Raw genomic sequence first — 16,413 nt, 5'->3', positions numbered from 1 at the left:
AAAGACGGATTTCGGGCGTCAGGCCGGTCGGGCGACGAGGGGGAGGTTCGCGGTTTCGGCGGCCTTGGCAGCGTCCCGGACGACCTGTTCGAGGACGGCGAGGTAGTCGAGGAAACGCATGCGCCCGGCCTGCGTCAGGTGGCAGGTGGTGAGCGGCCGCGTACCGCCCCGGCCCGTGCCATGACCTTTGCGGATCTCCACGAGGCCGGCCTCCTGCAACACCTGGAGGTGGCGGCTGAGATTGCCGTCGGTGAGGCCGCAGAGCTGTTTCAGGTCGCCGAAGGCGAGGCCCTTCGGGGCCGCCATCAGCGAGGTGAGGAGGCCGAGCCGGGCCTTCTCGTGGATGACCCGGTCGAGGCCGTCATAAGCGAAAGGTGCCTCAGGCATCGGTCTCCTCCCGGGCGCGGTAGAGGATCGCCGCCATGAGGAACTGGCCGATGGCGAAGGGCAGGCCCATGGTCCAGGGCGAGAGGGCATGGTCGGTACTGGCCAGCATCAGCACGGCGAGACCTGCCACCATGTACCAGGCGCCGGGCAGCGCGACGCCCTTCGGCAGGGACCGCACCGAGGCGAAGAGCCCGAGGCTGACGAGCACCTGCCACAGGCCGGGCAGCATCCAGAGGCTTTCCGGCGATACGCGCACCAGGACCAAGGCGAGCAGGGCGCCCGCCGCGCCCGCCGGCAGGAATTGCTCCACCGCGTTCACGATCGCCGTGTCGGTGAGCCCCACATGGTCGCGCCGCGAACGGGCTCGCATCTCGGCGCCGATGAGGCCGGCGGAGGCCAGGGCGGTGGCGATCCAGCCGCCGAGGAACAGCAGCGGCTCCCCGGTCGGGTCGTCGAGCCAGGCATGCTGGGCCAGGGCGGTGCCGAGGGCGAGGACGCCCGTGGCGGCGATGGCGGAAGGGCCGAACCCGCAGAAGGCGTCGCCGCGGGCGAGCTGCGCGCGGATCGCTACGATATCGGCCAGGGCCTTGTCGAGATCGGACATCCGATGCTCCCGGATCAACTTTGTATCGCAAAGTAAGCCGATCCGGCGGCCGCCCGCAAGTGCCTTCCGGCACGCGGGGTCATCGGCTGCGGGCCTCCTTCAATCCTGCGCCAGCCGCTCGGCCAGGGTGGGCGACAGGCCGATGCTCTCGATGGACGGTGCCGGCTGCCCCGGCGGCAAGCCGCAGATCGCGGCGGCGAGGACCGCGCGGGTGCCCACTTCCACCGAGCACAGGACGGGCACCGGAACCTGCGGCTGGATGCGCTCGGCGAGGCCGGCGAGCGCCGCTCCGCCGAGGATCACCACGTCCGCCCCGTCGCGGAGGGCGCAGGTGGTACAGGCGGCGGCCAGATCCGCCAGGGCCGCTTCGGGGTCCCGTGCGATGCGGTCTCCCGTGGGAGCGATGGTGCGGATGCCGGCGAGTTTGTCGGACAGGCCGATCCCCGCCACGAACTCCTCCAGCATCGGCCCCCACAGGGCGCCCCCGGTGACGATGGCGAAGCGCCCTCCCCGCGCGGTGGCGGCAAGGCACGAGGCTTCCGCCATTCCCACCACCGGAAGGGGGGAGATCTCGCGGAGCGCCCCGAGCCCCGGATCACCGAAACAAGCGAGATAGACCGCGTCGCAGCCCTCCGCGTGCTCGGCCAGCGCGTCGAGGGCGGCATGGGCCGCAATCGCCGACGCGGCCCGGCTGGTGATGTAGCGGGCGCCGAAGCGCCCGGTGACCGGCACGAACTCGGCGGCGTCGCCCGCCACCCGCCGTGCATGCCGGGTGACGAGGTCGGTGACGGAGTCGGTCGTGTTGGGGTTGATCAGCAGGATGCGCAAAGGGAATCGGTCTCCGGTCAGGCCTTGGCCGTGACCGCCGTCTTACGCATCAGGACGAGATAGATCGAGAAGCCCAGGGCCACGCCGATGAACCAGCTGAAGTTCGCCAGACTCCCCAGGGCCGGGATGACGGCGCAGAGCACCGGCACCAGGGCGGAGGGAATGACGCTGTAGATGGCGGCGCGGTTGTAGCCGCCATCGTACCAATACGTGCCCGTCGGGCTCATCGTGTAGAGGTCGTCCACCACCACGTGCTGCTTCCGCACCACGAAGAAGTCGGCGATCAGGATGCCGAAGAGCGGGCCGATGAACGCGCCGAGGATGTCGAGCGTGTAATGGATCACGGCCGGGTTGTTGTAGAGGTTCCACGGGGTGATGAAGATCGAGGCCACGGCCGCGATCATGCCGCCCATGCGCCAGCTGATGTGCTGCGGCGCCACGTTCGAGAAGTCGAAGGCCGGCGAGACGAAGTTGGCCACGATGTTGATGCCGATCGTCGCCGTCATGAAGGTGAAGGCGCCGAGCACCACCGCGTAGGTGTTGTCGATCTTGCTCACCGTCTCCACCGGATCGATGATGAGATGGCCGAAGACCGGGAGTGTCGACGAGGTGGTGATGACGGTGAGCAGCGAGAAGCCGATGAAGTTCACCGGCAGGCCCCAGAAATTGCCGGCCTTCACCGCCGGGAACGACTTTCCGTAGCGTGAGAAGTCGCCGAAATTCAGCATCGGCCCGGAGAAGTACGAGACGACCAGGGCGACCGCGTTGATCATCACCGGCAGGGCGTCCCAGCCCTGGTACTTCACCTCGCCCAGCGTGAGACCGACATTCGACACGCCGGCCTTGGCCACGAGGTAGACCGCCAGGGCGATCATCACCACGTAGACGGCGGGGCCGGCCCAATCGATGAACTTGCGGATCGCCTCCATGCCGCGCCAGAACACGAGGGCCTGGATCACCCAAAGGGCCATGAAGGCCGCCCAGCCGAGGCTGGACAGGCCGGCGAAACCGAACTGGGTCACGTCGGCATAGGGTTTCAGCTCCGGATAGAAGCGCAAGGCCACGATCATGAAGGCGCTGGAGGCGAGGTAGGTCTGGATGCCGTACCAGGCCACCGCGATGAGGCCCCGGATGATGGCGGGGATGTTGGCGCCCTTCACGCCGAAGGAGGCCCGGCAGATCACCGGATAAGGCGTGCCCGTGACTTGGCTCGGCTTGGCCACGAGGTTGCAGAAGAATTGCACGATGAGGATGCCGACGAGCAGCGAGACCAGCACCTGCCAGCTCACGAGGCCGAGGGAGAACAGGCTGCCCGCCGTGATGTAGCCGCCGACGCTGTGGACGTCCGACATCCAGAAAGCGAAGAAATTGTAGGTGCCCCAGGTCTGCTTCCTGAGGGGGGCCAGATCCTCGTTGGTGAGGCGGTCGTCGTAGCCGGGCTTGATCACCACGTCGGCATGGGATGTGGGGACGGCGCCTCCAGACGCGGCCGGTTCGGTGATCGATGCGCTGTGTGACATGAGCCCGGTCCTCCTTCGTCGAGAGGGCCGAAGCCCATGTCCGATGGGCGTCGGCCCAAGCAGGGCGTGTGCCAGCTTGGCAGTACTCCCGCTCACTCGGCCGATATCCCGTAGGGTGCGGTATGCACCGGATAAGCGAGGGTGCTCGGCGAGTGGTCGATTGACAAGACACCTCAAGGCTCTAAGTGTCCCGCAACGCGTGTGCGCGGCTGGTCTAGTGTTCGAACGATCTTTTTCGAACGGACCTCGAAGCCTGGCTCATGACGATCTTCTCCGCGCGGACCCGTACGAGTTCCCGCGCGCAACGGTTCACATCAGCATATGTCTTTTGCCGACCTCGGATTGAGCGACAAGGTCCTCCAGGCCGTCACGGCCGCGGGCTACACGGACCCGACGCCGATCCAGGCTCAAGCCATCCCGCATGTTCTGGCGCGTCGCGACGTGCTCGGCATCGCCCAGACCGGGACCGGCAAGACCGCCGCCTTCACCCTTCCGATGCTCACCCTGCTGGAGAACGGCCGGGCGCGCGCGCGCATGCCGCGTACGCTGATCCTAGAGCCGACCCGCGAACTCGCGGCCCAGGTGGTCGAGAATTTCGATCGCTACGGCCTGAACCACAAGCTCAACGTGGCCCTGATCATCGGCGGCGTCTCCTTCGCCGAGCAGGATGCCAAGCTGATGCGCGGCGCCGACGTGCTGATCGCGACGCCCGGTCGCCTGCTCGACCATTTCGAGCGCGGCAAGCTCCTGCTCACCGGCGTCGAGCTCCTCGTCATCGACGAGGCCGACCGGATGCTCGACATGGGCTTCATCCCCGACATCGAGCGCATCGTGAAGATGGTGCCGTTCACGCGCCAGACCCTGTTCTTCTCCGCCACCATGCCGCCGGAGATCGAGCGGCTGGCGGACGTTTTCCTGCACAACCCGCAGCGGATCGAGGTGGCACGTCCGGCCTCCACCGCAACCACGATCGTACAGAAGCTGGTGGCCGCGGGCTCGGAGGGCCACGAGAAGCGCGACCTCCTGCGCCGGCTCATCCGCGGAGAGGCCGATCTCAACAACGGCATCATCTTCTGCAACCGCAAGCGCGACGTCGCGCTGCTGCAGAAGTCGCTGGCGAGCCACGGCTTCAACGTGGCGGCCCTGCACGGGGACATGGATCAGCGCGCCCGCACCATCGCCCTCGACGGCTTCCGCTCCGGCGAGGTTCCGTTGCTGGTGGCGAGCGACGTCGCGGCCCGCGGCCTCGACATCCCGGCGGTCAGCCACGTCTTCAATTTCGACGTGCCGCATCATCCAGAGGACTACGTCCACCGCATCGGCCGCACCGGCCGCGCGGGTCGTGCCGGCCATGCCTTCACCCTGGTGACCCGCTCCGACGAGCGCTCGGTGACCGCCATCGAGAGCCTGATCGGCCAGCCGATTCCCTGGGCGGAGGGCGATCTCGGCACCCTGGCCGAGCCGTCGGTGGATGTCGTCGAAGAGGGGGAGACCCGGACCCGCCACCGCGGACGCAGTGGCGATGCCGCGCGGCGCTCGCGCGGCGGCGAAGGCGGTCGCTCCGAGGCGGCCAAGCCCGAGGGACGGCGCTCGTCGTCCCGTGAGCGTCCGCCCGCCCGGCGTTCCGAGCCCGCACGGGCCGAGGCCGCCGTCGCTGCCCCCCCCGCTCACGAGGAAGTCGCCGATACGCCGCGTGAGGCCCCGCGCCGGCGCGAGCCGTCGCGTCCTCCGCAGGAGCAGCGCACCCCGGATCCGCGCAAGGCAGCCCCCGACCGTAGCCGCGACGAACGCCGTCCCTCACCCCGCCGCCGGGACGACGAAGAGGGTGACACGCCGCTCGGTCTGGGTGAGCATGTGCCCGCCTTCCTTCTGCGTCCGGTCGTTATCAAAAAGGCAAAGTAACGCGCGGGTCCGCAAACTGTTCCCGATACTTTAACGGGCTCTCCACCATCCATCCGCTAACATGCGCTCCCCGGCCATCGATGCCGGATCAGGGGGCGAACGGGGTCGATGAGTCACGGAAGCTACGGTGACAGGGAGAGAACCTTCGCTCTGGCCGACCGCGCCAACGTCCTGATGCGTGACTACGGTTCCTCGGCGACGCCCCAGGCCTATGCCGTCTGGTACACCTACGTGTCGGGCACGCAGCCGTTGATGAACGACGCGATCAAGGGGCTGACCACCGAGAACGGTAGCCTTTCGGATGCCGATATCGATTCCCTCTACGAGACCTATATCGACAGCCGCCGCCTCGTCGCCGCCACCGAGCGGATGAACGCGAACATGCTGGCCGAGATCGAGGGCATCATGGAAGTGATGGACCTCTCTCTGGGTTCGACGGCCCAATACGGCGAATCGCTTCAGGCCCTGTCGCACGACCTCGACGTATCCGACCAGAACCGCGCCCGCGTCCGCGAGATCATCACGACCCTGGTCTCGACCACCCGGGAAATCACCGCCAGCAACCGGACCCTCGAAGCGCGCATGCGGGAAAGCCGCAACGAGATCGAGACCCTGCGCGAGACCCTGGAAGCGACGCGGCTGGAGAGCCTCACCGATCCCCTCACCGGACTGTCCAACCGCAAGCACTTCGAGGAAAGCCTGCGCAAGATGGTCGACGGCGCCGCCAGCCAGGCGATCCCCTCCAGCCTGATCGTCATCGACGTCGATTTCTTCAAGCGCTTCAACGACGTCTACGGCCACCTCACGGGCGATCAGGTGCTCCGGCTCGTGGCCATCGTCATGCGCGAGCATCTCAAGGCTCGTGTCACCCTCGCCCGTTTCGGCGGTGAGGAATTCGGGATTCTCCTGCCCGAGACCAACCGTGCCGCGGCCGTCGCCATCGGCGAGAAGGTCCGTGCCAGCGTGATGGGCCGTGAACTGGTGAAGCGGACCACGGGAGAGTCCCTCGGGAAAGTGACGATTTCCCTCGGGGTCGCCACGTCGCGCCCGGGCGACACTGCCGTGTCCCTCCTCGAACGCGCCGACCAGTGCATGTTCATGGCCAAGCGCGACGGCCGCAACCGGACCGTGGACGATTCCCGCGTCGCGTTGGAGACGCTCACGGCCGTCGCTTGAGCGCCTCCGCGAACTGAGGCCGCTCTCGCTTCAGGCCGATGCGCGGAGCGCTTCGGGATTGGCAGGCGTGATCGCGACGGACTCGCCACAGCCGCAGGACGAGGTCTGGTTCGGGTTGTTGAACACGAACTGGGACGACAGCTTAGTCGTCTTGAAGTCCATTTCCGTGCCGAGGAGGAACAGGAGCGCCTTCGGGTCGACGAACACCGTCACCCCGCGATCCTCCACCATATCCTCGCCGGGGTTGCGCCCTTCGGCATATTCCATCGTGTAGGACATGCCGGCGCAGCCGCCGTTCTTCACACCGACCCTCAGGCCGGCGATGGGCTTCTCGGCATCGGCGATGATGGCCTTGATCCGGTCCGCCGCTGCGTCGGTGAGGGACAGGACCTTGAAACTCTTGAGCATGGGTCTCTCCGGCAGCCGGGTTCAAGGCCCGGGCGGTTGAGGATGATGGTACGTCGTTAAGATAAGGATGGCGGAGGCCGCGGTCCACTGTCGTCATGAGGCACCAGCCGGCGGTCTTCGGATTATGCTATCATCCCGGGCGGCCGAGGACGGATTTCATGGCACAGACGGCACGACGCCTGATGAGCGTAGAAGAATTCTTTGATTGGCAGCAACGCCAGGATTTTCTCTACGAACTCGTCGATGGCGTGCCGGTCCCGCACGTGAAAATGATGACGGGTGCCAGTGCGCAGCACGACCGCGTCACCGTGAACATCATTGCCGCTCTCCACGGCCAGCTTCGCGGAACGGGGTGTCGGCCGACGACGGACGATATCGGCCTGCGCACGGGGATCTCGACCTTGCACCGGCCTGCCGTGACCGTGGAATGCGGCGATCTCATCTTGGACAGCTACGAGAGCCGGACACCCAGACTTGTCGTCGAGGTATTGTCACCCTCGACGAGCACCATCGATCGCTTCCGGAAGCTGGAGGAGTACAAGCGTCATCCGACGATCGCTTACATCCTGCTCGTGGAGACCCGGTGGCCCAGCGCGACCTTGTATCGGCGCGACGGCGAGGCATGGATGACACAAGCCTTCGAGGCGATCGACGACACCATCGATCTGCCGATCATCGGGGCAAGGCTGCGGATGACGGATGTCTACGACAGCATGACGTTTGCCCCGCACCGCGAGGCACCGATCAACTGAGGCGTGCTACCACATGTCGAGGGCGACGCGGGCTTCGTCCGACATCCGGCTCTGGTCCCACGGCGGATCGAATACCATCGTGACGCTGCAGGATTGGATGCCCGGCACGGCGGCGACCGCCGTCTCGACCCAGCCCGGCATCTCGCCGGCCACGGGACAGCCGGGCGCCGTCAGCGTCATGTCGATGGCGACCGTGCGGTCGTCGGCGATGTCGACCTTGTAGATCAGGCCGAGCTCGTAGATGTCGGCCGGGATCTCGGGATCGTAGACGCTCTTCAAAGCGGCGACGATGGCGTCGGTCAGCCGGTCGAGCTCTTCGGGCGGGATCGCCGAATCGCTGGCGATGGCGGGGGTGTTGGCTCCGCCGGTGATGGTCGAGTCGCTCATGGTGTGGATCCTCAGGCGAACATCATCTCGGCCTTGGCCAGTGCCTCGGCGAGGGCGTCCACTTCTGCATGGGTATTATACAGGCCGAACGAGGCGCGACAGGTGGAGGTCGCACCAAATCGTGTGAGGAGCGGCATGGCGCAATGGGTGCCGGCTCGGATCGCGACGCCGTACCGGTCGATCACGGTGGCGATGTCGTGGGCATGCGCGCCTTTCATCTCGAAAGCGATGACCCCGCCCTTGCCCTTCGCGGTGCCGATCATCCGCACGGAATTCATGGCTCCGAGGCGCTCCTGCGCGTAGGCGAGCAGCGAGGCCTCGTGCGCCGCGATTCTCTCGCGCCCGAGGGTCATCATGAATTCCAGCGCCGCGCCGAGGCCCACCGCCTCGATGATCGCCGGCGTTCCGGCCTCGAACCGGTGCGGCGGGTCGTTATAGGTGATCGTGTCCTGCGAGACGGTCCGGATCATTTCGCCGCCGCCCTGGTAGGGAGGCAGGCGCTCCAGCCATTCCTTCTTGCCGTAGAGCACGCCGATCCCGGTGGGGCCGTAGACCTTGTGGCCGGTGAAGACGAAGAAGTCGCAATCGAGCGCCTTCACGTCGATCTCCTGGTGGACCGCGCTCTGGGCGCCATCCAGAAGCACCGGCACGCCGTGAGCGTGGGCGATGCGGACGATCTCGGCCGCCGGCGTCACCGTGCCGAGCACGTTGGACATGTGGGTGATCGCCACCATCCTGGTGCGCGGCGTGAACAGTTTTTCGTACTCGTCGACGAGGAAATTGCCCGCGTCGTCCACCGGCGCCCACTTGATGACGGCTCCTCTGCGCTCGCGCAGAAAGTGCCAGGGCACGATGTTGGAATGGTGCTCCATGATCGAGAGGATGATCTCGTCCCCCTCCCCGATCTGGCCGAGCAACCCCATGGACGAGGCCACGAGGTTGTAGGCCTCGGTGGCGTTGCGGGTGAAGATGATCTCGTCGGTGGACTCGGCGTTGAGGAACTGCCGCGTGGTCTCGCGCGCGCCCTCGAACCCCTCGGTCGCGGCATTCGCCATGAAATGCAGCCCGCGATGGACGTTGGCGTAGCCGGTCTCCATGCAGTTCACCATGGCGTCGATGACCGCGCGCGGCTTCTGCGACGAGGCCGCGTTGTCGAGATAGACCAGCGGCCGGCCATAGACCTTCTGGGCCAGGATCGGGAACTCGGCCCTGATCGCCTGGACGTCGTAGGGGGTGTTCGGGACGGGTGCGTTCATGGCGCGTCTCCTGCAAAGAAGTCACTGAGGACATCGCCGAAAAGGCCGACGGCCAGGATGAGAACCAGGGTGAGCATGAGGATCGACCCGGCCATCGCGAACGCCATGGCTTTGGCGGAGGCGAGGCCCGTCGCCTCCGAGAGGCACAACCCGATATAGGCGAGCCCTAGGAAGAAGATCAGAACATTGCCTGCCGAACCCTGGTTCAGGGCCTCGAAAATCAGGGTCAGCCCGAGCGAGGGAAGCACCGCGACCCACGTCGCGAGAGCGACGCTGGTGCGCACCGTCGCCAAACTCGGCCTCTCGGAGGTCGCCCGCGCAAATGCCCAGGTGCCGACGCTGATGACGAGGTACAGTGCAGCCACCGCTCCCAGGAACAGCGTAGTGTAGGATGCCAATCGTAGGGCGACGGCCGTGCCCGAATCGAGGGTTCCCACATGGTCTGACAGAAGGACGATGGGGGAAGTCTCGCTGAGATCCACCAAAACCACGAGACTGGTGCCGAGGACGAACAGGGCAAGCCGCCAGGGCTCCGAGAGACCGCCCTGCGCGAGTGTCTCCCGCATGGCGTCCCGCGCGTTCAGGGGGCCGCGCAGCAGGTGCCGCGCGGCCAAGCCCGGGGAATAACCTTGCTGCATCACCCTCGCGCCGCGAGCCACGCCTCGATCGTGCCGATCAGTGCCTCGCGCGCGCCCTCGTGGCTGACCGACTCGATGGCCGCCCCGAGGAAGGCCTGGACCAGCAGGCTCTCGGCCTGGGCCTTCGGCAGCCCGCGCTGCATCAGGTAGAACAGCAGGTCGTCGTCGAGTGCGCCGCAGGTGGCGCCGTGGCCACAGGCGACGTCGTCGGCGAAGATCTCCAGTTCGGGCTTGTTCATCATCTGGCCCTCGTCGGACAGGATGAGACAGGCCGACATCATCTTGCCGTCGGTCTGCTGGGCCGCCTGCTGGACGATGATCTTGCCCTGGAACACGCCCGTGGCTTCGCCATCCACCACGGTCTTGAACAGCTCGCGGCTGACGCCGCCCGTGGCGGCATGGTCGGCCAGGAAGGTGGTGTCGGAGAGTTGCTTGCCGTTCAGCATGGCCGCGCCGTTCACCACCGCGCGGGCATCGGCCCCGGCGAAGTTCAGGTAGACCTGATGCCGGGAGAGCACCGCGCCCACCACCACGTTCACGGTTTCCACCGCGGCCTCGGCGCCGAGCTTCACGGACAGGGTCGACAAGGCCACCGCCTCGCGGCCTTCCGCGTTCAGGCGGGCGTGCCGGAAGGTGGCGTTATCGGCCACCACCACGTCCATGGCATCGTTGGGCTGGTAGGCGATGCCGTCCGGCCCTTCGTGACTCTCCAGGATCAGCGCTTCCGCGCCCTCCCCCAGCGTCACCAGCACGCGGGTGGCGGTCGAGTAGGCTTCCGTGCCGGTGCCGATGAAGCGCAAGTGCAAGGGCGTCTCGACCTTGGCCCCGGCCTCCACGCTGATCAGCGCGCCGTCCGCCAGGAAGGCGGTGTTGAGCTGGTAGATCGGGTTCTCGGAGGCCTGACGAACGGGCGTCAGTTTCTCCAGAAGCGCGTTCCCGGTGGTCAGCGCCTCGTTGAGCGGCGTCACGGTGATGCCGGCCGGGATGCGGCCGAGATCCGACTGGTCGGCGATCAGGTGACCGTTGACGAAGGTGAGGCGCACGGCGTCGATCCCGGCAAAGCCCTTCGCTTCGGCCACCGCCGCCTTGGCGGTGTCGGCGGAGGGCATCTCGGCCGGGTGGGCGGCATCGCGGAACGCGGAGCGCAGGTCGGTGTATTTGAACGCCTCGACGCGGCGGGTCGGCAGGCCCACCGCCTCGAAATAGCGGAAGGCCTCCTCACGGGCGATGGACACGCCCGTTGGGTACTTCATCTTCGTGGCTTCGAAGAGCTTCGACAGGCCGGTCTCGGCCGCCGTGCGCAAGGGGGTGATGTCGGCCATATCAGGCGGCCTCATTCGTGCGGTACTCGGCGTAGCCGGAAGCCTCGAGCGCCTTGGCGAGGTCCTTGTCGCCCGACTTCACGATCTGGCCCTGCGACATCACGTGGACCACGTCCGGCACGATGTAGTCGAGCAGGCGCTGGTAGTGGGTGATGACGAGGAACGAGCGGCCTTGTGCGCGGAGTGCGTTCACGCCGCCGGAGACGATGCGCAGGGCATCGATGTCGAGGCCGGAATCGGTCTCGTCGAGCACGCAGAATTTCGGCTCCAGCAGGGCCATCTGCAGGATCTCCATGCGCTTCTTCTCGCCGCCGGAGAACCCGACATTGAGGGCGCGCTTGAGCATCTCCTTGTTGATCTCGAGCTTCTCGGCAGCGGCATTCACCTTGCGGATGAAGTCGGGGGTGGAGAGCTCGCCTTCGCCGCGCGCCCGGCGCTGAGCGTTCAGTGTCGCCTTGAGGAAGGTCATGGTGCCGACGCCCGGGATTTCCAACGGGTATTGGAATGCCAGGAACACGCCGGAGGCCGCGCGCTCGTCGGGCGACATTTCGAGGATGTTCACGCCGTCGAGCAGGATCTCGCCGTCGGTGACCTCGTAGTCCTCCTTGCCGGCGATGACGTAGGACAAGGTCGACTTGCCGGAGCCGTTAGGGCCCATGATGGCGGCAACTTCGCCGTCCTTCACGGTGAGGTTGAGACCGTTGAGGATCTGCTTGTCCTCGATGGCGACGGTCAGGTTCTTGATTTCGATCATTGCAGCAAAGTCCGTTCTAAAACTTGAAACGCGGAGCGACCCTTCCCCGTCCACGGAGAGGAGCGTGCCTACGGAGCGGGCGGGTTGGTACGAAGTCCCGCAGGAGGGGGCGACCTCTCAGGTTCGCGCGCTCCCCTCATCCGGCCCGCTTCGCGGGCCACCTTCTCCCGCAGAGGGGAGAAGGGAAAAACCCGGCTCAGCCCACCGAGCCTTCGAGGCTGATCGAGATCAGCTTCTGGGCCTCGACGGCGAACTCCATCGGCAGCTGCTGCAGCACGTCGCGGACGAAGCCGTTGACGATGAGCGCGGTCGCCTCCTCGTTGGAGAGGCCGCGCTGCTGGCAGTAGAACATCTGGTCTTCCGAGATCTTCGAGGTGGTGGCCTCGTGCTCGAACTGCGCGGAAGAGTTCTTCGATTCGATATACGGCACGGTGTGCGCGCCGCACTGGTCGCCGATGAGGAGCGAATCGCAGTTGGTGAAGTTGCGTGCGCCCGTCGCCTTCCGGTGCGCCGAGACGAGGCCCCGGTAGGTGTTCTGCGAACGCCCGGCGGAAATACCCTTCGAGATGATCCGGCTCGTCGTGTTCTTGCCGAGATGGATCATCTTGGTGCCGGAATCGACCTGCTGCATGCCGTTCGACACCGCGATCGAGTAGAACTCGCCACGGGAATTGTCGCCGCGCAGGATACAGGACGGGTACTTCCAGGTGATGGCCGAGCCGGTCTCGACCTGGGTCCACGAGATCTTCGAGTTGGCGCCGCGGCAGTCGCCACGCTTGGTGACGAAGTTGTAGATGCCGCCCTTGCCCTCGTTGTCGCCCGGATACCAGTTCTGGACCGTCGAGTACTTGATCTCGGCGTCGTCGAGCGCGACGAGCTCGACCACGGCGGCATGGAGCTGATTGTCGTCGCGCTTGGGGGCGGTGCAGCCCTCGAGATACGAGACGTAAGAGCCCTTGTCGGCGATGATCAGGGTCCGCTCGAACTGGCCGGTATCGCGCTCGTTGATGCGGAAATAGGTCGACAGTTCCATCGGGCAGCGCACGCCCGGCGGGATGTAGACGAACGAGCCGTCGGAGAAGACCGCCGAGTTCAGGGTCGCGAAGAAATTGTCGGTCACGGGCACGACCGAGCCGAGGTACTTCCGCACGAGGTCCGGGTATTCGCGGATGGCCTCGGAGATCGGCATGAAGATCACGCCGGCCTTCGACAGCTCGGCCTTGAACGTGGTGGCCACCGAGACCGAGTCGAACACCGCGTCGACGGCGACCCGGCGCTCGGGGGCGATGCCCTCCAGCACTTCGACCTCGCGCAGGGGAATGCCGAGCTTCTCGTAGGTCTTCAGGATCTCGGGGTCGATCTCGTCGAGGGACATCGCCGCCGGGCGCTTGGGGGCGGCGTAGTAGTAGATGTCCTTGTAATCGACCTTGTCATAGGAGACCCGCGCCCATTCGGGCTCCTTCATGGTCTGCCAGCGCTTGTAGGCGTCGAGGCGCCAGGCCAACATCCATTCGGGCTCGTCCTTCTTGGCCGAGATGAAGCGGATCACGTCCTCGGAGATGCCCTTGGCGGACTTCTCCATCTCGATCGTGGTCTCGAACCCGTACTTGTACTGGTCGAGGTCGATCGAGCGGACCCGGTCGATGGTTTCCTGCACTGCAGGCATTGCACGTCTCCTGACCTACACCGGCGTCAAGGGCCGGGGGTTTTCGCGAGAGGATGGCTTGGGTGGGCGGCGCTTCAGGCCGCCTGCCCTCGCCGTTGATATAGGGTCCCCACGTGCCGTTCGAAGGCCGTGAGGAAGCGTGAGCGGTCGCTTTCCGTGCTGTTCCAGCCGAAACTGACGCGCAGCGCCCCCGCAGCCAGCGCGGGGCTCACGCCCATGGCGGCCAGAACGGTCGAGCGGGCGACCTTGCCCGACGAGCAGGCCGATCCGGACGAGATCGCGATGCCGGCGAGATCCAGCGCCATCAGCGCGGTTGCCGCATCGAGGTCCGGCACGGAAAAGCACAGGGTGTTGGGAAGGCGCGGCGCGCCGCTCCCGAAGATGACGGCATCCGGTGCGATCCGAAGAAGAGCGCTTTCCATGGAGTCACGAAGACCGGCATCGACCCCCGAGAGGCCCGCCTGGGCGATCCGTGCCGCCTCGCCCAGCCCGACGAGGCCGGGCAGGTTCTCCGTACCGCAGCGCAGGCGAGATTCCTGGCCGCCGCCGCGCAGGAAAGCCTGCTCCAGGGTGACGCCTTCGGCCAGCACGATGGCGCCCGTGCCCTTCGGCGCGGCGAATTTGTGGCCGGACAGGGTGAGGGCATCGAGGCCGAGCCCGGCACAATCGAGAGGGATTTTCCCCACCGCCTGCACCGCGTCGCTATGGACGAGGGCGCGGCCATGCGCTTTGGCCAAGGCGACGATCTCGGCGAGGGGCTGGATCACGCCGGTCTCGTTGTTGGCCGCATGGATGGAGACCAGCACGGCCTCGTCGCGCGCGCGCTCCAAGCCTCGCTCCAAGGCGGTGAGGTCGATCAGCCCGGACGGCAGCACCGGCACGACCTCCACCGATTCCGGCGCGAAGCGGTGTCCCGCCAGAACGCAAGGATGCTCGGTGGCGCCCACCAGGAGGCGTGTGGGCGCGGGACGTCCGGCCTTGGTCAGTGCGCCGGACAGGACCGCATTGGCCGCTTCGGTGCCGCCGCTGGTGAAGACGACGCGGCCCCGGCCGGCCCCGACCAGGGCGGCGACATGCTCGCGTGCCGCTTCCAGGGCGGCCTTCGCCGTCCGGCCCTCGCGATGGATCGACGAGGGGTTGCCCGGCAATTCCAGCGCCCGCGCGACCGCCCCCGCCACCTCCGGACGAACCGGCGATGTCGCGTTGTGGTCGAGATAGGCGCGCGAAACACTCATGCGTTGGTCAAGGTCCGAACCGACATTTCCTTGCTTTTGCCCCCCGTCATCATGCTAAGGCGCCGGAACGACACGTCTTCGCCAAGCGCCGAGCTTCGGGAGACGACCGATCCGAGATCTCTCGAAACGATCTAGTTTAGAATGATTCTAATAACCTAGAATTATTCTAAGAGCGTTTTTAAGAGTGCGGCGCAGCGAGTCAAGGCGCGTTGGCCGACAAGGATGGGTTGCCCTCGCACTGCGGCGCCAGGAGTTTTGGAAAGACCATGCCCGAAGTCATCTTCACCGGACCCGCCGGCCGTCTCGAGGGGCGCTACCAGGCGCCCAAGAAGAAGGGCGCGCCGATCGCGATCGTGCTGCATCCGCACCCCCAGTTCGGGGGGACGATGAACAATCAGATCGTGTACAATCTTTTCTACACCTTCGCCAATCGCGGCTTCGCGGCCCTGCGTTTCAATTTCCGCGGCGTCGGCCGCAGCCAGGGCAATTTCGACCATGGCACGGGTGAGTTGTCCGATGCGGCCTCGGCGCTCGACTGGGTGCAGTCGGTCAATCCCGAGGCGCGGGCCTGCTGGATCGCCGGCGTCTCGTTCGGTTCGTGGATCGGCATGCAGCTGCTCATGCGCCGCCCCGAGATCGAGGGTTTCATCTCGATCGCGGCCATGGCCAACCGCTACGATTTCACCTTCCTGGCCCCCTGCCCGTCCTCCGGCCTGTTCGTGCACGGCTCCGAGGACCGCGTGGCTCCCGCCCGCGAGGTGATGCCGGTCATCGAGAAGGTGAAGGTGCAGAAGGGCGTCATCATCGAGCATCAGGTGGTCGAGGGCGCCAACCACTTCTTCGACGGCAAGGTCGACGAGCTGACCCAGACGGTCGACACCTATCTCGACAAGCGGCTCGGCCCGAAAGATCAGGTGGGTTGAGACCGGCGAGCGGAATTGATCTGCCGTCCGCGATCCTCCCTCGAAGGCCGGCGTAGCGCCAAGCTCCGCCGGCTTTCATCGATTGGGAAGAAGTATGCCCGGCGATCGGCTGAGATAGCGCGAGCGCTGCCTAGCTCTTGATCAAGGCGGTGAAATCCGACCATTGCTCGACACGGAAGGCTCTGATGTCGCGTACCGATTGCTGGAACCAGCTCAGCCCCTTCAGAGCCGTGATGGCCGAGAACAGCTTGGCCAGATCCTCGTCCTTGCTGGTGTAGAGGCTGCCCTGCACCCAGTCGAAACCATGCCCGGAGAGGGTGGTGCGGATGTCGCTATAGGCTTGCGACACTCCTTTGGGATGCTGGGTCTGTGCCTCCGCGACCGCCAGATCGAACGCGATAGCGAACATCACCGCTCTCTGGGATCGTCCAGCACGTCGGCGAGTCGATAATCGATCTCCTCACCGGTCTCCAGCACGCGAACCCGCATCAGCCACTCGCCATCCGCAAGCGCATTGCCCACGCTGACGATCTCATAGACGGGACCGACCTGGCCGAACCGCCGCCACGTCCCGACGAGGCCCTGCGGGTTTGGAAGTGAAACGGGTGCCATATCGTTCATGGCGCCATCCTACAGCTTTTTGCGGACCGTCCAA

Annotated in this window: 18 protein-coding genes; 4 read left to right on the top strand and 14 right to left on the bottom strand. The window is 66.2% G+C overall.

The features are described 5' to 3' along the window. Window positions 1-18 precede the first annotated feature (18 nt). The 4 genes from ASF08_RS21330 to ASF08_RS21315 form a co-directional block, all read right to left on the bottom strand. Entirely contained in the window at window positions 19-387 is a 369-nt protein-coding gene (locus tag ASF08_RS21330; protein ID WP_056149313.1) for a transcriptional regulator, read from the bottom strand. Continuing rightward, window positions 380-991 carry a hypothetical protein gene (locus tag ASF08_RS21325; protein WP_056149311.1) on the bottom strand — a complete coding sequence of 204 codons (612 nt, stop codon included), beginning with the start codon at window positions 989-991 and terminating at the stop codon, window positions 380-382. The genes ASF08_RS21330 and ASF08_RS21325 overlap by 8 nt, the downstream gene beginning before the upstream one ends. Before the next feature lie 99 nt (window positions 992-1,090). Further along, complete coding sequence (locus ASF08_RS21320; protein WP_018043454.1) at window positions 1,091-1,819, bottom strand: aspartate/glutamate racemase family protein; 729 nt, start codon at window positions 1,817-1,819, stop codon at window positions 1,091-1,093. Window positions 1,820-1,836: 17 nt separating this feature from the next. Then, entirely contained in the window at window positions 1,837-3,339 is a 1,503-nt protein-coding gene (locus tag ASF08_RS21315; RefSeq protein WP_056149309.1) for an NCS1 family nucleobase:cation symporter-1, read from the bottom strand. A gap of 321 nt (window positions 3,340-3,660) precedes the next feature. On the opposite strand from ASF08_RS21315, the gene ASF08_RS21310 reads away from it, so the two are divergent. Further along, window positions 3,661-5,241, top strand: a complete 1,581-nt coding sequence (locus tag ASF08_RS21310) for a DEAD/DEAH box helicase (RefSeq protein WP_056149308.1) — start codon at window positions 3,661-3,663, stop codon at window positions 5,239-5,241. 108 nt (window positions 5,242-5,349) lie between these two features. Beyond that, window positions 5,350-6,417, top strand: a complete 1,068-nt coding sequence (locus ASF08_RS21305; protein ID WP_018043451.1) for a GGDEF domain-containing protein — start codon at window positions 5,350-5,352, stop codon at window positions 6,415-6,417. A gap of 30 nt (window positions 6,418-6,447) precedes the next feature. On the opposite strand, the gene ASF08_RS21300 is transcribed toward ASF08_RS21305, so the two are convergent. After that, the gene (locus tag ASF08_RS21300) at window positions 6,448-6,825 is read right to left on the bottom strand and encodes a HesB/IscA family protein (RefSeq protein WP_018043450.1); all 378 of its coding nucleotides are present in this window, start codon (window positions 6,823-6,825) and stop codon (window positions 6,448-6,450) included. A gap of 158 nt (window positions 6,826-6,983) precedes the next feature. On the opposite strand from ASF08_RS21300, the gene ASF08_RS21295 reads away from it, so the two are divergent. Next, a complete protein-coding gene (locus ASF08_RS21295; protein ID WP_244474603.1) occupies window positions 6,984-7,577 on the top strand; it encodes a Uma2 family endonuclease in 594 nt (197 codons plus the stop codon). A gap of 6 nt (window positions 7,578-7,583) precedes the next feature. Here ASF08_RS21295 and ASF08_RS21290 read toward each other — a convergent pair whose 3' ends face one another. The 7 genes from ASF08_RS21290 to ASF08_RS21260 form a co-directional block, all read right to left on the bottom strand. After that, the gene (locus tag ASF08_RS21290) at window positions 7,584-7,964 is read right to left on the bottom strand and encodes an SUF system Fe-S cluster assembly protein (RefSeq protein WP_018043448.1); all 381 of its coding nucleotides are present in this window, start codon (window positions 7,962-7,964) and stop codon (window positions 7,584-7,586) included. Window positions 7,965-7,975: 11 nt separating this feature from the next. Then, the gene (locus tag ASF08_RS21285; RefSeq protein ID WP_018043447.1) at window positions 7,976-9,220 is read right to left on the bottom strand and encodes a cysteine desulfurase; all 1,245 of its coding nucleotides are present in this window, start codon (window positions 9,218-9,220) and stop codon (window positions 7,976-7,978) included. Further along, window positions 9,217-9,834: a hypothetical protein gene (locus ASF08_RS21280; protein WP_162238985.1), complete on the bottom strand. Its 618-nt coding sequence runs from the start codon at window positions 9,832-9,834 to the stop codon at window positions 9,217-9,219. Before ASF08_RS21280 ends, ASF08_RS21285 begins: the two co-directional genes overlap by 4 nt. Before the next feature lie 23 nt (window positions 9,835-9,857). Continuing rightward, on the bottom strand, window positions 9,858-11,180 hold the full coding sequence (gene sufD / locus ASF08_RS21275) for a Fe-S cluster assembly protein SufD (protein WP_056149301.1): 1,323 nt from the start codon (window positions 11,178-11,180) through the stop codon (window positions 9,858-9,860). A gap of 1 nt (window position 11,181) precedes the next feature. Further along, window positions 11,182-11,934: a Fe-S cluster assembly ATPase SufC gene (sufC, locus tag ASF08_RS21270; protein WP_056149298.1), complete on the bottom strand. Its 753-nt coding sequence runs from the start codon at window positions 11,932-11,934 to the stop codon at window positions 11,182-11,184. A gap of 196 nt (window positions 11,935-12,130) precedes the next feature. Continuing rightward, on the bottom strand, window positions 12,131-13,600 hold the full coding sequence (gene sufB / locus ASF08_RS21265) for a Fe-S cluster assembly protein SufB (protein ID WP_026175872.1): 1,470 nt from the start codon (window positions 13,598-13,600) through the stop codon (window positions 12,131-12,133). A gap of 74 nt (window positions 13,601-13,674) precedes the next feature. Beyond that, window positions 13,675-14,835: a cysteine desulfurase family protein gene (locus tag ASF08_RS21260; RefSeq protein ID WP_056149296.1), complete on the bottom strand. Its 1,161-nt coding sequence runs from the start codon at window positions 14,833-14,835 to the stop codon at window positions 13,675-13,677. A gap of 266 nt (window positions 14,836-15,101) precedes the next feature. Here ASF08_RS21260 and ASF08_RS21255 point away from each other — a divergent pair, with 266 nt between their 5' ends. Continuing rightward, window positions 15,102-15,758 (top strand): alpha/beta hydrolase, encoded by a 657-nt coding sequence (locus tag ASF08_RS21255; protein ID WP_018043440.1) that lies wholly within the window; start codon window positions 15,102-15,104, stop codon window positions 15,756-15,758. A 130-nt stretch (window positions 15,759-15,888) separates the two neighbouring features. Here the strand turns inward: ASF08_RS21255 and ASF08_RS21250 are convergent, their stop codons facing one another. Then, on the bottom strand, window positions 15,889-16,167 hold the full coding sequence (locus ASF08_RS21250) for a virulence factor (protein ID WP_056149294.1): 279 nt from the start codon (window positions 16,165-16,167) through the stop codon (window positions 15,889-15,891). Next, window positions 16,167-16,379: a DUF5397 family protein gene (locus tag ASF08_RS21245; RefSeq protein ID WP_056149292.1), complete on the bottom strand. Its 213-nt coding sequence runs from the start codon at window positions 16,377-16,379 to the stop codon at window positions 16,167-16,169. Before ASF08_RS21245 ends, ASF08_RS21250 begins: the two co-directional genes overlap by 1 nt. Between the last annotated feature and the right edge of the window lie 34 nt (window positions 16,380-16,413).

Source organism: Methylobacterium sp. Leaf85, assembly GCF_001422125.1.
GTDB lineage: Bacteria > Pseudomonadota > Alphaproteobacteria > Rhizobiales > Beijerinckiaceae > Methylobacterium > Methylobacterium bullatum.
Note: the sequence above shows the minus strand (reverse complement) of the source record. Positions and strands in the feature narration are given on the sequence as shown.

Bases quoted from the DNA above. Each gene is read 5' to 3' on its own strand.
- ASF08_RS21330 (WP_056149313.1), bottom strand. From the start codon at position 387: ATGCCTGAGGCACCTTTCGCTTATGACGGCCTCGACCGGGTCATCCAC.
- ASF08_RS21325 (WP_056149311.1), bottom strand. From the start codon at position 991: ATGTCCGATCTCGACAAGGCCCTGGCCGATATCGTAGCGATCCGCGCG.
- ASF08_RS21315 (WP_056149309.1), bottom strand. From the start codon at position 3,339: ATGTCACACAGCGCATCGATCACCGAACCGGCCGCGTCTGGAGGCGCC.
- ASF08_RS21310 (WP_056149308.1), top strand. From the start codon at position 3,661: ATGTCTTTTGCCGACCTCGGATTGAGCGACAAGGTCCTCCAGGCCGTC.
- ASF08_RS21305 (WP_018043451.1), top strand. From the start codon at position 5,350: ATGAGTCACGGAAGCTACGGTGACAGGGAGAGAACCTTCGCTCTGGCC.
- ASF08_RS21300 (WP_018043450.1), bottom strand. From the start codon at position 6,825: ATGCTCAAGAGTTTCAAGGTCCTGTCCCTCACCGACGCAGCGGCGGAC.
- ASF08_RS21295 (WP_244474603.1), top strand. From the start codon at position 6,984: ATGGCACAGACGGCACGACGCCTGATGAGCGTAGAAGAATTCTTTGAT.
- ASF08_RS21290 (WP_018043448.1), bottom strand. From the start codon at position 7,964: ATGAGCGACTCGACCATCACCGGCGGAGCCAACACCCCCGCCATCGCC.
- ASF08_RS21285 (WP_018043447.1), bottom strand. From the start codon at position 9,220: ATGAACGCACCCGTCCCGAACACCCCCTACGACGTCCAGGCGATCAGG.
- sufD (WP_056149301.1), bottom strand. From the start codon at position 11,180: ATGGCCGACATCACCCCCTTGCGCACGGCGGCCGAGACCGGCCTGTCG.
- sufC (WP_056149298.1), bottom strand. From the start codon at position 11,934: ATGATCGAAATCAAGAACCTGACCGTCGCCATCGAGGACAAGCAGATC.
- sufB (WP_026175872.1), bottom strand. From the start codon at position 13,600: ATGCCTGCAGTGCAGGAAACCATCGACCGGGTCCGCTCGATCGACCTC.
- ASF08_RS21260 (WP_056149296.1), bottom strand. From the start codon at position 14,835: ATGAGTGTTTCGCGCGCCTATCTCGACCACAACGCGACATCGCCGGTT.
- ASF08_RS21255 (WP_018043440.1), top strand. From the start codon at position 15,102: ATGCCCGAAGTCATCTTCACCGGACCCGCCGGCCGTCTCGAGGGGCGC.
- ASF08_RS21250 (WP_056149294.1), bottom strand. From the start codon at position 16,167: ATGTTCGCTATCGCGTTCGATCTGGCGGTCGCGGAGGCACAGACCCAG.
- ASF08_RS21245 (WP_056149292.1), bottom strand. From the start codon at position 16,379: ATGAACGATATGGCACCCGTTTCACTTCCAAACCCGCAGGGCCTCGTC.